This is a genomic window from Undibacterium sp. 14-3-2 (assembly GCF_016595265.1).
GTDB lineage: Bacteria > Pseudomonadota > Gammaproteobacteria > Burkholderiales > Burkholderiaceae_D > Undibacterium > Undibacterium aquatile.
The window spans coordinates 70,094-85,249 of the sequence record NZ_JAENGS010000008.1; the positions used below are offsets into that span (position 1 = coordinate 70,094).

Here is a 15,156-nt window from a genome sequence, read left to right on the forward strand (position 1 = left end):
CTGAGAAACGAAAAGAACCAATTTCATGAGATTGCCTGCCAGTAAACCTTTATCATCAGCGACCGCACTGCTCCCACTCATCGCGCCATTCATCGCATCGTTACTCAGCGGTTTCGTCATGGCGAGTGGCGCTCTTGCGGCAACGGCGAACGCAGCCGCTGACAATAATCAGGTGAATGCAGGGGAATCTGTCGGTAACGTCAACAAAGCCTATCCGGGCGTAGTGCAACTGATCGTTGATGCTAGCGATCTGGACAGGAAAATTTTTAATATCCGGGCGAGTATTCCGGTGCAAGCTGGCCCGCTGACACTGTATTTTCCCGAATGGTTGCCAGGAAAACATGGCACCAACAGTGCGTTAAACCAGCTCGCGGGGCTGCACTTCAGTGGCAACCAGCAAGCCATTGCCTGGAAACGCGACACGTTGAATATGTACGCCTTTCATTTGCAAATTCCTGCAGGTGTCAGCCAGCTTGACGCGGAATATCAGTTCTTGTCGCCGACTGATGACAAATTCGGGCGCGTTACAATGACGCCTGACATCGTTGGTGTGCAATGGAATAACATGATTCTGTATCCAGCGGGCGCAGCGTCTGACCAGATACGGATTCAGCCGACGCTGATTTTGCCGGCCGGGTTCCAATTCGGCAGCGCACTGGAGCTTGCTGAAAAACGTGAGAATCAGAGACAAAATCAGGGGCAAAGCCAAAGTCAAAACGAGTTTCAGTTCAAGCCTGTCACGCTGGAAGAACTGGTTGATTCGCCGGTATTTGCAGGAAAATATTTCAAACGTTTTGATCTCAATCCCGGTGCAAAAGTACCTGTGCATCTGAATGTGGTGGCGGACAAACCTGAATCGCTGAACGCCACGCCGGAGCGAATCGCCGCGCATCAGGCGCTGGTGCAACAGGCGACTATTCTGTTCGGCTCGCAACATTATCGCCATTACGATTTCTTGCTGTCACTCAGTGACGAATTTTCTGGCATAGGACTTGAGCATCACCAGTCCAGCGAAAATGGCGTTCGCCCTGGTTATTTCAGCGATTGGGCAAAGAAATCCAGCGGGCGCGATTTACTGGCACATGAATACACCCATTCATGGAACGGGAAATTCCGCCGCCCGGCAGATCTGCTGACACCGCATTTCAACACGCCCATGCAAGATAGTCTGCTGTGGGTGTATGAAGGCCAGACCCAGTATTGGGGCTATGTATTGGCAGCACGTTCGGGATTAATGAAGCAGGAACACATCCGCGATGTGCTGGCAAACGTGGCCGCCTATTTCGATCATCAGAGCGGGCGCAACTGGCGCAATCTGCAAGACACTACCAATAATCCGGTATTTGTGAGTCGCCGCAGTCAGGCCTGGAGCGATTTCCAGCGGGATGAAGATTATTACAGAGAAGGCGCACTACTCTGGCTGGAAGTTGACGCACAATTGCGCGCACTGTCTGCAGAAAAATATTCTCTGAATGATTTTGCCAGCAAGTTTTTTGGTGTCAACAACGGCAGTACCACCCCACTCAGCTATCAACTGAGCGATGTGATCCGCACCCTCAATGAGATACAGCCATTTGACTGGGGGCATTTCCTGCAAGAGCGGCTGGAAGGTTTGCAAAGCAAAACACCGACCGCGAGCCTGGAACTGGCTGGCTGGAAGCTGGTGTACACCGAGAAGCCGTCTGAGTATGCCAAATCGACCGAGGATGCTGCGCAGGATAATGACTTTCTGTATTCGCTCGGATTCAGTCTGGACAAAACCGGCAAAATCACTCGCCTGCTATTAAACAGCCCGGCTGGCAAAGCGAATATCCTGAGCGGCAGCCTGATCATTGCCGTTAATGGCAAAAGCTATAAAGCAGACGCCCTGAAATCAGCGATCACCAATGCCAAAACGCAGAAGCAAGCAATAGAGCTGATCGTCAGACATGGTGAATACTACCGCACGATCAGGCTCGATTATTTTGAAGGATTAAAATACCCGGCATTAGTACGTAATAATCAGGTTCCAGACCGGCTATCGAAAATACTCACACCGTTAAAATGATCAGTACCTTACGCCAATAATGAGACCGATCACTCAAGCATCATCTGTTTATTTCTATCGCGCCCAGCCCTTAGGGCGACGATATTTTTATCGTTCCACCCACCGACAGGAGATCACCAAAAGTGAAAACTCAAGCAATTAAAACACCAACATTCAAAGCGCAGGTATTGAGCGCCATTGCATTACTGATCGCTGGGGCTGCCAGTGCATCTGCGGCAGAACCTGCCAAAGTCGCTGCCCTGCAGTCTGGTATTGACGTTCAGTACAACGACAAATCCGTCAAACCACAGGAAGACTTCTACCGTCACGTCAATGGCGGCTGGTTAAAAAATGCGCAGATTCCATCGGATCGCTCGTCTGCCGGGGCCTTTATGGACTTGCGTGAAGCGGTCGTACCACGCCTGCATGCCATCATCGACGGTCTGGCAAAATCCAAAAACGCCAGTGGTTCTGACGCACAAAAAATCAGCGATCTGTATGCCAGCTTCATGGATATGAAAAGCATAGAAGCCGCTGGCTTGAAACCATTGCAAGCGGATTTTGCCAAAATCGATGCGCTGACCGATAAGAAGCAAATTCCAGCGTTGATGGCATGGCTCAATCGCATCAGTGTGACCGCGCCTTACGATATTCAGATCCATCAGGATAATAAAGACTCGACCAAATACGTGCTCGACATCGGTCAATCCGGTCTGGCGCTGCCTGATCGCGACTACTACCTGAAAGATGACGACGCCAAGCTGAAAGACACCCGCAGCAAATATCTGAAGCACGTCGAAACCATGTTGACGATGTCCGGTGACAAAGAAGCCGCAAAAAATGCGGCGGCGATTCTGGCATTTGAAACAGAACTCGCGAAAGTGCAATGGACCAAAGTTGATTTGCGCGACCCGATCAAGGCTTACAACAAAATTGAAATCAGCAAAATCAATGAACTGACCGCAGGCTACGACTGGAATGCGTATCTGAACGAACTCGGTGTGACCGGCAAAATCGATTACGTCATTGTTGGTCAACCCAGCTATCTGGTTGGCATGAACAAGGTGTTGCAGGAAACATCGCTCGACACCATCAAAGCCTACTTCAAATGGCATTTACTCAGCTCTGTTGCCAGCCAACTGCCTAAGCAATACAGCGACGAAAACTTCGCTTTCTTTTCTAAAACACTGCGCGGTGTTCCTGAACAGGAAATCCGCTGGAAACGCGGCGTACGTCTGGTCGATTCCGGCATGGGTGAAAGCTTAGGCAAACTGTATGTTGCCAAACACTTCCCCGCTGACAGCAAAGCGAAAATGGAAAAACTGGTTGCTAATCTGTTGTTAGCGTACAAGGAAAGTATCGATACGCTGGACTGGATGAGCCCTGAAACGAAGAAAGAAGCTCAGGCAAAACTGGCAACCTTCATGCCAAAAATCGGCTATCCGAATAAGTGGAAAGATTACTCCGCACTTCACATCACCAAAGGCGATGCAGTGGGTAATCTGCGTGCCATCCGCAGCTTTGCCGCGCAAACCGAGCTCAATAAACTCGGCAAACCGATTGACCGCGATGAATGGGGCATGACGCCGCAAACCGTGAATGCTTATTACAATCCGGAGATGAATGAAATCGTCTTCCCGGCGGCCATTCTGCAACCACCGTTCTTCAACCCGAAAGCGGACGATGCTGTCAATTACGGCGGTATCGGTACCGTGATCGGACATGAAATCAGCCACGGCTTCGATGATCAGGGTGCGCAATATGATGGCGCGGGTAATCTGCGCGATTGGTGGACGAAAGAAGATCACGTGAAGTTCGCAGCCAAAACAGCAGCGCTGGTCAAGCAATACAATGCGTTCAGCCCTGTTCCCGGCTACAACGTTAATGGTGAGCTGACACTGGGCGAAAATATTGCCGATAATTCAGGTCTGGCGATTTCTTACAAAGCCTATCAGTTATCCCTCGGTGGCAAACCTGCACCGGTCATCAATGGATTAACCGGCAATCAGCGTTTCTTCACCGGCTTCGGTCAGGTCTGGCGTAGCAAAATGCGCGAACAAGAAGCGATCATCCGTATCAAGACTGATCCGCACTCGCCTGGCGAATTCCGCGCCAACGGCTCCTTGCGTAATATGACACCGTTCTATCAGTCGTTCGGCGTCAAAGAAGGCGACAAGATGTATCTGCCGCCAGCAGAACGCGTCACGATCTGGTAATCAGTCAACTGATCGTTTTACTGGCGTATAACAGCGACAGCGGTAGTTCGATATAAAAAGCCGGGCATAGAAATATGCCCGGCTTTTTTGTCTGAAGTACTGAATTTGCCTATCAGCAGACATCGCGCGCAAAGTATCGCAGCATCGCCCAACGTCTGTTAGACATCTTTCGAAGGCTAAATAAGGATTAAATAATACTGGGGGGAGTATATTTTAAAGCCCTTTGTTTATAAGGAGATAAAGGCGAAAAACACAGATACTCCCCTGAAAATGCATTTTTTCAGGGAAATTCAGGGTGATTTCAGCTTGGTTTCTGGTTGATTCAGGCTGATTCAGGCTGGTGCAGAAGCGCCCAGCAAGATAATTCCCGGAATCAGATTGCGCCCGTCCGCACCGAGATATTCACGGGTTTCAGCGGGAAAACACCACGCCATCATACCTGCCTCTGATGTGCGCAAAGCGGCGATCAGCGCAAGAATATCCGCCTCAAGTCGCTCGGCTGTCGGCGCACAGCTTGCTCGCAAATAGACCGGTAAAAATGCGATGCCACAGGCCTCTGAATCATTGCCATTACGCGTATGTCCGGCGTCTTTGACTGCCGTTGCCAGTATTTTATTCGCCAGAAAAACAGCCTGACGTGAACGCAGTGCAAGATATTCCTGCTTGGCCTCGATGAGTTCGCCGCCCTGTTCATCCGAAATCCACAAATCACAGCGCCCCAGCCATTCTTTAGTTATATGACCATGTTGACGGGATTTTCTTGCCTGATATTCTTCCAGTGCCACCCGCCCCGAACGCCAAGCCGCCTGCGCCAGTATCCCGACATTGCTGCGCTCGGTGTACCAATACGCCGCATCGTCCACTTGCTGCGCAAATTCGACATGGCAAGCGCCCCAGCTCTGTAATAACGGCAGCCATGCGGCAAACCTGTCCTGATCCAGAATTTCTGCGCCGACTATCGCCTTCATCTCACCCTGCCAATATCTGTTTTATCTCTCATCATCCGCCATACAAGTTAGCAATGCTGTCGTACACAACGTCACTCCGACATACGGCCGAATTTACTTTGATTCACCGTCAATCTGACGACGCTTCATTTCAGCGACACGAACAATCACATACGCAATCAGTGCGCAGACAAAAAACAGCAACAGCATCCACGCAATGCCTTGTAAAGTCGCGATGATGGTGCGGTATATTTCGAGTATCCAGCGCTCGGAAGTCAGTTCCAGCAGTTTGTTTTCCTTATCAAATCTCGCTGGCACGATGTATTTTTCGAGCTCGTAAATACGCACGCCAGAAGAAATGCCAACAACCAGAATCGCAAACTTCATGTATTTCAGCCAGGCCGCGCTGATCGCATCCGCGATGATGCGCTTCAGTATCATGTCTATCGGCTGCGTGAACATACGGGAAACGAGCAAGGCAACAGCAATGGCAACGGCAAAAGTCACCAGCAACAGAGTCAGAAACATTACTTATCCTTTTAAATTCGTTCAGGCATATCAGGTGGAACGCCTTTTTCAGGCGTGACTGTGGTCGTTCTGGCGACATGCAGTTTCTCAAAAAAGCTAACCACATCGGCCTCTGCACGGGTACGTGCAAACGAAGGCAGGCTTTGCCAGATGCGTTTGCCGTAGGGTTTGGAAATCAGACGCGGGTCACAAATCATCAGCACGCCGCGATCCGTTTCATCACGAATCAGACGCCCTGCCCCCTGTTTCAGATTAATGATCGCTTCGGGTAACTGGTGATGAACAAAGCCATTCAGCCCCTTCTTTTCCATCGCCGCGATACGTGCAGCAAGCACAGGATCGTCCGGCGGCGAAAATGGCAATTTATCGATAATCACCAATGACAGCGCTTCACCGCGCACATCCACACCTTCCCAGAAACTCTGGCTGCCGATCAGCACGCCATTGCCAGCCGCCCGGAAACGATCGAGTAACTCTGTACGCCCGGCATCACCCTGAACAAACAAGGGAAAATTCAAGCCGCGTTTTTCAAATTCCTCTTTAAATCGCTCAGCGCTGAATTTCACCGCTTTGAGTGTCGTGCATAACAAAAACGTTCGTCCGCCTGCCGCAGCGATCACAGGCAATGCAGCTTCCACTACGGCTTCTGCATAATCACGCGAATTCGGCTCAGGCATGCCATTCGGCACATATAAAAAACCTTGTTCCTGATAGTTAAACGGGCTCGGCCAGGTATGTGCGGGTTCATTCCACAAGCCCATTTGCGAGACAAAATGGCTGAAATCATTTTTCACCGCCATCGTCGCCGACGTGAATATCCATGCGCGGGGAACGCCTTCACGCTGCTTATTGAATATCGGTGCAATCGACAGCGGTGTGCGATGCAGTTGTAGCGAAACAGAAAATGCTTCGACCCACAAAACGTAATCGCCTTCCTTTTCTTTGCCTTTGGGTTCGGCATTCCAGTCGTCGATCTGATCTTGCAACATGATCGCGCGGGTGCGGCATTGCTCTATCGTTTCAGCACGTTCCGCCTGTTTTTCCAGCACAGCGATCATGTCGCTCATGCTGGCTTTAAGCGTATCGAGCGCTTCAAAAAACGGGCTGGAAGGCGCGATCTGGTCTATCGAAAGACGCACAATATCCTGCGGAAATGCCAGACGTAAATCACGTGCGGCACGTTCAACAGGTGCCACCAGCTTCGCCCATTCCGCACCATCGCGGGCATGTGATAAGCCTTCCGCAAGAACATCGCGGCAAAGCTCCAGCACTTGCGAGGTCGATACCGTTTCGCCAAAAAAGAGAGTCGCAGTTTCCGGTAACTGATGCGCCTCATCGAAAATCACGGTATTGGCCGAAGGCAGCAATTCAGCGATGCCAGTGTCTTTCAGTGCGACGTCGGCGAAAAACAAATGATGATTGACCACCACCACATCTGCCTGCTGCGCCTCCTTACGTGCTTTCATGACGAAGCAATCCTGATAATACTGACATTCCGATCCCATGCAGGTATCTTTAGTCGATGTCACCAGACTCCAGACGCTGGCATTTTCAGGAACGCGCGACAGTTCAGATTTATCACCGCTGCTGGTCGTCTTGATGAAGCGCGCGATATCGCGCAGATAGCCGACATCTTCACGTGAACTGAGACGACCGTTCTGCAGCGTACGCTCCAGATGATAATGGCACAGATAATTCGCCCGGCCTTTGAGCAAAGCGACCGACACCGGTGCCCGCAAGACCTTCTTGATCATGGGAATGTCACGTAAAAACAACTGATCTTGTAAGTTTTTTGTACCAGTTGAAACAATTACTTTCCCACCCCACAGCAAAGCCGGCGTCAGATAGGCGTAGGTTTTACCCGTTCCCGTTCCCGCCTCAGCGAGCAAGGTTTTCTGACCGGCGATCGCAGCCGCCACGGATTTCGCCATTTCTGTTTGTGCCTGACGCGGGCGATAGCCGGCAATGCTGTTACTGAGCGGCCCTGTGGAGCCAAAAATCTGCTCGACTTCGGCATCATGCGATACGTTGGTATTTATCGTACTGGAGGGAGTATTTTCAATCAAAATGCGGCAATCAGAAGCTAAAACAGTAAAATTATTGGTAAAAATAACTCAGGCAGGCACATCGGGCATCATTTGCATTTTAAGCAGAGTAATATGATCTTTGAGTTGCAATTTACGTTTTTTCAGGCGACGCAATTGCAATTCGTCGTGTGCAGGATCTGTGGTCAACGTGTTAATTACCATGTCGAGATCGCGATGTTCAACCTCTAACTCAATTATTCGTTGTCGCACTTGTTCAGGATGGCTCATAGCCTTCAGCTTAAAGTAAAATAGGATGAATTCTTGGAAATCAGCACAGGCTGAATTCCGTTAGTGTAATCTACCGAGACGTATGAGCCAATATAAGATCGAAGCTGGCACCGGACAACATATCGGTGACCGCCAGGAACAACAAGACCGTGTCGGCTTATTTGCCGCCACCAATGCACCCGGCTACATGATGGCCGTGGTTGCTGACGGCATGGGCGGAAAAAGCGGCGGCGCACTCGCAGCAGAGCAAGTTGTCCGTACGGCCAAACAATTATTTGATGATTTTTATCCGGGCAATGATGTCCGTGCATTACTCGAAAACATTCTGAACGAAGCACACACCGTCATCAAATTATCTGCTGTATCTTCAGAAAAGGAACCGCACAGCACCTTCGTTGCCATGGTCATCACGCCACAGCAACAAGCGATTTGGGCACATGCCGGCGACTCACGTTTATATCGTTTCAGTGGCCCTAATTTTGTCGAAAAGACCCGTGATCACTCTTATGTAGAACAACTCGTCGAAGAAGGGAAAATTCTTCCAGAGGAAGCAAAAACCCATAAGCTGTCAAACATACTGACGAATGTGCTTGGCTCAACCACCACGCCGCCTTACATCACTTTCGGTCAATACGATGGCTTAAAAGCGCACGACAGCTTTTTACTGTGCTCCGATGGCCTCTGGCATTACTTCGATGATGCAGAGCTGTCTGCCGCCGTTGCCGCAAATTCACCAAGACAGGCTTCTGAATTACTGATCAGGAAAGCCCGAGATCGTGGCGCGCCACGCGGCGACAACTGCACATTTGCCATTGTCAAATTAGTTGTGCCGCCTGCAGAGGTCAAAAACTATACCGTGCAGAAAATGCGCAGAGCGATATAAGCTTGAAAATTACAAATAAAAAAGGAAGCAATGTTGCTTCCTTTTTTATCGCCATAGTCTGGCCAACTTCTATTTTTTCTTACTCGCAAATAAAGCCTGATTGACTTTACGATCAGCGTTTACGGTTTGCATGTGCGGTCTCGCATTCATTCTTGCCAGATAATCCTTTACGGGTAAATCGGCCAAAAAATCACGTCCGTAAATCGCTTTCGTCGCCAGAGAAATCAATGGCAAATGGCACACCGCAACGCAATCCGCCATGGTGAATTGCTCTCCCGCGATGAAATGCTCGAATTTCGCCAATTGGGCAAATGCAGAAACGTGTCGTGTCAGCTGTTTCTCCACGCGAGTCTTCACTTCATCAGAAACCTGTCCGCCAAAAAACGCCTGTGGATACAATTCGCGTGCGAGCAGCTCCAGATGCAGCTCCATAAAAACGATCAGCTCCCTGACTTTTGCCGCTGCAAACGCATCTGCCGGCAACAAAGGTTTTTCTGGATACGCTTGTTCTAAATAATCAAGGATGACCTGAGATTCGCAAAGCGCACCCTGCTCAGTTTCGATGTAAGGAACTTTGCCCAAAGGCGATTTTCGTAGCAAGTCCGGGGAGCGATCAGCCCAGACAAGAACTTCCTCAAACGGGATATCTTTTTCGAGTAAAGCCAGTTTCACTTTATTGTAATAATTACTGACTGCAAAACCACAGAGCTTAATCATTTTCTGACCTCGTAACTGATACGGATTAATACGTTTTGATAGCGTTGGCGGCGAAGCTAAGACAGCTTCGCCAAATAGATTTTATGGATTTATTTTGAAATCGATAGTCTCAAAATTAATCACATTCGTGTCAGCATCCGGTTCCGTTTTAACAGCATCCGCATGCAATTCGACATTCGTTACTTTTTGCCAGCCTGACGTGTCTTTGTCGGGTCTCATCCGATCCAACTCATTGGCAACGGATATCAACAGCAAAATATCGCGGTACACGGGCAACTCAAATCCCATACGCTTGCCGTCGCGATCATCAACCAGCAAACTTTCGAGGAACGGCAATATGTTACTAGTATTCCAAAGGGTGCATATTTTATTCATCAGATGTTCAAAATCATCCAGATGACGGGTTGGCAAACTCAGCGGATCAACGTCAAACTCAGGGACATTCGCGTTAAAGAAAACAATAAAGCGATCGCGCAACGCGTCGTATTTTTCCTTATTTTTCGTGACGCGGTAAAGATCCAGCAAATATAACCAGGGCACCGGAGAATCAGGACGCTCCTGCTCTGCCTGCGGCTCCAGAATTTCAATCGCACGTTCAGGATCGTTCACCGACATCCAGAACTCCGCTTCCTGCGTTACATCCGAAATTTCTTCAACTTTCAACGAGCTGGCACGTGAAGAGAAGAAATTAAAGGTGCTGCTATTGGTATCTTCAAGAGAAGGTGTAAAAGCACGGGCAGTTTCCGACACGGCACCGAGCGCCGCGGCATGGTCAGCCGGTCCTGTTTTGACTGATGCCGGAACCGATGCAACTCCAGCTTGCTCAGATAAGTTTTTTAACAGAGCCGAACTATTCATACCATTGACCGTCGTTGGCCCATAACTCGCCTGAACGTCATTCACCAGTTCTTCTATATTTTTCTTCTGATCCTGACCATGTTTAGGTTCATCCTGCTCCCACCAGGTTGATGCATAACGTTTATGTAAGCGTTGAATATATAAAAAAAGCAAACCAATAATCGTCAGCCCGGCAAGTATCAACGCGCCGAAAACGTAGAACCAGGGTTTGGCGACTGCTGCATCTTCTATTTTTTCGAGTGCCGCTTTGTCTTGTTGAATCGTGTGCTTTAACTGAATTGCTTCCTGCTGAAGAATTTGTATTTTCTTCTGATCCACAGTATTTTTTTCTGCAGAGGCAGGCAGATTTTCTCCGCGCAACATCGCGGCAAATTGTGCCTGCGCGAGGCGTAGTTCCGCGATATTTGGAGCATCAGCCTTGCGCTGATCATCAGATACAACAGACAAGCTGTCCGCCATTTTCAGTCCGGCAGGAAGCAGTTGAACATCCGCTTCATCAGACAGTTTTAAAGCATCCCGAGTGGCACTGGATGCGCGTACTGAACGGTCTTTCTGCACAGCCTGAGGGGAGCTCTTTTTTGTTTCAGGTGCAGGATTTGCCGCAACTGAGGGGTGCTGTGATTCTTTTCTGATTCGTCTGGACTCTTTAGCAGTCGGGACGTCAGCGCTGGATGCCAAGCCATCATTCTGACTTAGCAGAGGCAAATTGAAGTTTTTGCCAACAGAACTAAATTCCGGCGGATCAAGCAATATCAGATAATCGCGGTGTAACTGAACTTCGCAGCCTACACTTAAAACCACCTTCAGCGCAGGCTCTAACAGATTTTTTCGTGTCGATAAACTGAGAATGCGCTTATTTCCCTGAGTTGACATTACCAGGTTAACTACGGACAGTAAGTCGCCGTCAGTGGTCTCAACCAGCGCTTTAAAACAATGGATATCTGCATCTTGCGCATCGGCACCAGTCACATCTAACTGCGCCTTCAGCGGTTGTCCTAAACCCGATTGAACCCGCAAGCCACCAACACCAAGAGCATGAGCCGACCCTGTCGAACTGGCCGCAATCACGCTGGCACATATCAAGGAAAGGGACGACCTTGGAAAGGGAGCAAAAATAATAATTTCCTCAACGAAAATGGAACAGCATTCTGACGATATATTTAAATCACAATCTTACTGTCGTTATAACAAAACTAGTTACAACTGAAAATACTAAACAGGAAACAAACTAGCTTTAAAGCAAGTGATTTCATGATATTTATCAATTCAGACAACAAATTAAATAACAAATGATCTGAAAGCTTCCCCTATTCCATTAATCGCCTTACTTTTGCTGCTGATCCAGAATTTTCTTGGCGATCCCGCGCAAAATATTCACTTCCTCCAACTCTAAACGAGCGCGGGAAAAAAGCCGCTTCAAACGTGGCATCAGTTTTTTAGGGTGTGCCGGGTCGATAAAATCAATCGCAACCAATGCCTGTTCAAGATGGGAATACATGCCCTCAACCGCTTCATTGCTCGCTGTTTGCCCTTGAAATCCGATTTGGGGTTCGGTCACAGTCAGTTGCATCGCGACTCTGGATTCGTACGCCATCAACTGTATTGCCTGCGCCAGATTTAAAGACGAGTAAGCGGGATTCGCAGGTATACTAATTAACGCCTGACAATTCATGACAACTTCATTCGGCAAGCCATAACGTTCGCTACCGAAAATAAAGGCAACATCACCACCTTGACGGTGAGCGACACTCTCCGCCAATTCCCTTGGTGTAACGACAGGCGGGGAAAACTCACGCAAACGGGCGCTGACGGCCGCAACGAGATCGCAACCGGCAAGTGCTTCCTCAACAGTATCAACGATACGGGCAGATTCAAGAATGTCTTGCGCACCGCTGGCAAAAGCGATTGCCTCAGGATGACTCAGCACGTCCGGATATCGTGGTCTTACCAGCACCAGATTGGTAAAACCCATGGTTTTCAGCGCCCTTGCCGCGGCACCGACATTGCCAGGATGACTGGTTTCCACCAGTACAAAACGCAGGCGTTGAAAAAGAGATGTGTCAGTTTCAGTCAAGTTCATTTAAAATAGCATCATTCAGCGTTGATTATTTTTTGGTTACGTGCTTTCGCCGGGCAAAAGACAATTGCGCACGCTCTTTATCATTTTTGTGTAGCAAACCAGTTTCTCTCATATTGAGATGAGAGTTCTCGTTTGCCGTCATTTTATCGGAAACTATATGCACCCAATGCTCAATACGGCGATTAAAGCCGCTCGTCGCGGCGCGACATTAATCAACCGCGCTTCATTTGACCTCGACCGCGTCAGTGTCACTGAAAAACATTTCAATGATTTTGTCACAGAAGTCGACCAGGCCGCAGAAGCTGCCATCATTGAGGTGTTGAAGACAGCCTACCCTGATCACGCAATACTCGCAGAAGAATCAGGTGCCTCCGCTAATTTGCACGACGAAAATGATTATGTCTGGATCATTGATCCTCTGGATGGAACGACCAATTTCATCCACGGCTTTCCACAATACTGCGTTTCGATTGCCTTGCAACATCGTGGCATCATTACGCAAGCAGTCGTCTACGACCCTACCCGCAACGAATTATTCACCGCCAGCAAAGGCGCAGGTGCTTTCCTGAATGAAAAACGTATCCGTGTCACCCGCTGCGACAAGATTGCAGACGCGCTGATCGGCACTGGTTTCCCTTCACGTGATTTGTCTGGCCTGGATCAGTACATGGAGATGTTCAAAGTGATGACAGGTAAATGCCAGGGACTGAGAAGACCAGGCTCTGCTGCACTGGATCTCGCCTATGTTGCAATGGGTCGCCTTGATGGCTTCTTTGAAAAGGGACTGGCACCGTGGGACGTTGCTGCCGGCTCTTTGCTGATTACTGAAGCCGGTGGTATTGTCGGAACATTCTCTGGCGAATCAGATTATCTGTATAAAGGTGATGTGCTTGCAGGCACACCTAAAGTTTTCGGACAGATGGTCAATTTATTGCAGCCATTTGCAGCATCGGCAACAAAATAATATCTCTTACGCTCCGGATGCCGGAGTGCCATCGTCACCGGACTGGCAATAACCAGTCTGGGTTTTAAAGAAAATCTACAGAAACACATGCCCTCATTCAACGAACTCGGATTATCCGAGGACATTCTTCGCGCTGTCAGCGAACAAGGTTACACATCCCCCACACCGATTCAACAACAAGCAATTCCAGCAGTCATTCAAGGCGGGGATCTGCTGGCTGGTGCGCAGACCGGCACTGGTAAAACAGCTGGTTTTACGCTGCCGATTTTGCAGCGCCTGTCGACCTCAGCCAATGCACCTAAGGACAAGACAAGCCGTCGCCCTATCCGTGCGCTGGTGCTGACACCAACGCGAGAATTGGCAGCCCAGGTGCAGGAGAGCGTGGAGCTTTACGGAAAATTTCTTCCACTGACATCGGCGGTGATCTTCGGTGGCGTAGGTATTAATCCGCAAATCAAAGTATTAAAACATGGCGTCGATATTCTGGTAGCGACACCGGGGCGACTTCTGGATCATCATCAGCAAGGAACGATCGATCTGCGTAACATCGAAATCCTGGTACTGGATGAAGCGGATCGTATGCTGGATATGGGTTTCATCCACGATATCAAAAAAGTGTTAGCGATCCTGCCACCAAAACGCCAGAACCTGCTGTTCTCTGCGACTTTTTCTGATGACATCAAAGCACTCGCTGACCGGCTGTTAAACAATCCAGCCATGATAGAAGTTGCGCGTCGTAATTCGACGGTCGAAGTGATTGCGCAAAAAGTGCATCCGGTTGACAGAGATAAGAAACATCCACTGTTGGCACACCTCATCAAGACACATGCGTGGTCGCAGGTGCTGGTATTTACGCGCACTAAACATGGCGCAAATAAGCTGGTAGAGCAATTAGCCAAAGACGGTATCGCTGCCATGGCAATTCATGGCAACAAAAGTCAGTCTGCACGCACCAAAGCTTTGTCTGAATTCAAAGATGGCAGCCTGCCGGTGTTAGTTGCTACCGATATTGCTGCGCGCGGTATTGATATCGACCAATTGCCGCATGTCGTCAACTACGATCTGCCGAATGTACCCGAAGATTACGTACACCGCATTGGGCGTACTGGCCGTGCCGGTGCGAGTGGTGAAGCGGTATCGCTGGTTTGCGTGGACGAGTTCAAATTACTTGCTGATATTGAAAAGTTCATCAAGCGTCAGATTCCGCAAGAAATTATTGATGGCTTCATTCCTGATCCACACGCAAAAGCACAGCCAATTCAATTGCGTAGTTTTGAGGGGCGCGGAAATGCGCCCGCAAACAGGGGATCGCGTTCGCCAGCAGGCAACAAACCGGCGCAGGCACGCACGCCAGGCAAAACATCCGGTGCGGCACCGGTCCGTGACGGCGCGGGGAAGCCTCGTCCACAAGGAAACCGTCCGGCAGTAAAACAATCTACACCTCGCCGCTCCGGAGGTCGCGGTAACGGTTAATTATTTAACCCATATCGCAAAACGAAGGGAGCAGGAAGATGTCGTACATTTTCCTGCTCCCTTCGTCGCTGCTGAACTCCTCATCCCGATACATTTCACTCGCGTCTTACCTGCTGCACTTATGCCAGTCAATGCACTCTTTCCATTCC

The 15,156-nt window shown here is 49.4% G+C and carries 12 protein-coding genes; 5 read left to right on the top strand and 7 right to left on the bottom strand.

Going from position 1 to position 15,156, the window contains the following annotated elements:
* The first annotated feature begins 25 nt into the window (after positions 1–25).
* Both Undi14_RS16680 and Undi14_RS16685 read left to right on the top strand, forming a co-directional pair.
* On the top strand, positions 26–2,047 hold the full coding sequence (locus Undi14_RS16680) for a M61 family metallopeptidase (protein ID WP_200181689.1): 2,022 nt from the start codon (positions 26–28) through the stop codon (positions 2,045–2,047).
* A gap of 122 nt (positions 2,048–2,169) precedes the next feature.
* Positions 2,170–4,242 carry a M13 family metallopeptidase gene (locus tag Undi14_RS16685; RefSeq protein ID WP_370589968.1) on the top strand — a complete coding sequence of 691 codons (2,073 nt, stop codon included), beginning with the start codon at positions 2,170–2,172 and terminating at the stop codon, positions 4,240–4,242.
* 332 nt (positions 4,243–4,574) lie between these two features.
* On the opposite strand, the gene Undi14_RS16690 is transcribed toward Undi14_RS16685, so the two are convergent.
* From Undi14_RS16690 to Undi14_RS16705, 4 genes are all read right to left on the bottom strand, one after another.
* Positions 4,575–5,210: a hypothetical protein gene (locus Undi14_RS16690; RefSeq protein ID WP_200181691.1), complete on the bottom strand. Its 636-nt coding sequence runs from the start codon at positions 5,208–5,210 to the stop codon at positions 4,575–4,577.
* Positions 5,211–5,303: 93 nt separating this feature from the next.
* Positions 5,304–5,717: a hypothetical protein gene (locus tag Undi14_RS16695; protein ID WP_186897454.1), complete on the bottom strand. Its 414-nt coding sequence runs from the start codon at positions 5,715–5,717 to the stop codon at positions 5,304–5,306.
* Positions 5,718–5,728: 11 nt separating this feature from the next.
* Positions 5,729–7,783, bottom strand: a complete 2,055-nt coding sequence (locus Undi14_RS16700; RefSeq protein ID WP_200181693.1) for an ATP-dependent DNA helicase — start codon at positions 7,781–7,783, stop codon at positions 5,729–5,731.
* 48 nt (positions 7,784–7,831) lie between these two features.
* Positions 7,832–8,032 (bottom strand): YdcH family protein, encoded by a 201-nt coding sequence (locus tag Undi14_RS16705; RefSeq protein ID WP_186883437.1) that lies wholly within the window; start codon positions 8,030–8,032, stop codon positions 7,832–7,834.
* A gap of 82 nt (positions 8,033–8,114) precedes the next feature.
* On the opposite strand from Undi14_RS16705, the gene Undi14_RS16710 reads away from it, so the two are divergent.
* Positions 8,115–8,915: a PP2C family serine/threonine-protein phosphatase gene (locus tag Undi14_RS16710; RefSeq protein WP_200181695.1), complete on the top strand. Its 801-nt coding sequence runs from the start codon at positions 8,115–8,117 to the stop codon at positions 8,913–8,915.
* Positions 8,916–8,984: 69 nt separating this feature from the next.
* Here the strand turns inward: Undi14_RS16710 and Undi14_RS16715 are convergent, their stop codons facing one another.
* From Undi14_RS16715 to Undi14_RS16725, 3 genes are all read right to left on the bottom strand, one after another.
* The gene (locus tag Undi14_RS16715) at positions 8,985–9,632 is read right to left on the bottom strand and encodes a glutathione S-transferase family protein (protein ID WP_200181697.1); all 648 of its coding nucleotides are present in this window, start codon (positions 9,630–9,632) and stop codon (positions 8,985–8,987) included.
* An 81-nt stretch (positions 9,633–9,713) separates the two neighbouring features.
* Complete coding sequence (locus Undi14_RS16720; RefSeq protein WP_200181699.1) at positions 9,714–11,558, bottom strand: FimV family protein; 1,845 nt, start codon at positions 11,556–11,558, stop codon at positions 9,714–9,716.
* Between the two features lie 256 nt (positions 11,559–11,814).
* Positions 11,815–12,570 carry an RNA methyltransferase gene (locus Undi14_RS16725; RefSeq protein WP_200181701.1) on the bottom strand — a complete coding sequence of 252 codons (756 nt, stop codon included), beginning with the start codon at positions 12,568–12,570 and terminating at the stop codon, positions 11,815–11,817.
* Positions 12,571–12,727: 157 nt separating this feature from the next.
* Between Undi14_RS16725 and Undi14_RS16730 the strand changes: the two genes are divergently transcribed.
* Complete coding sequence (locus tag Undi14_RS16730; protein ID WP_222611449.1) at positions 12,728–13,534, top strand: inositol monophosphatase family protein; 807 nt, start codon at positions 12,728–12,730, stop codon at positions 13,532–13,534.
* An 87-nt stretch (positions 13,535–13,621) separates the two neighbouring features.
* Complete coding sequence (locus Undi14_RS16735) at positions 13,622–15,007, top strand: DEAD/DEAH box helicase (protein ID WP_200181703.1); 1,386 nt, start codon at positions 13,622–13,624, stop codon at positions 15,005–15,007.
* Positions 15,008–15,156 lie beyond the last annotated feature (149 nt).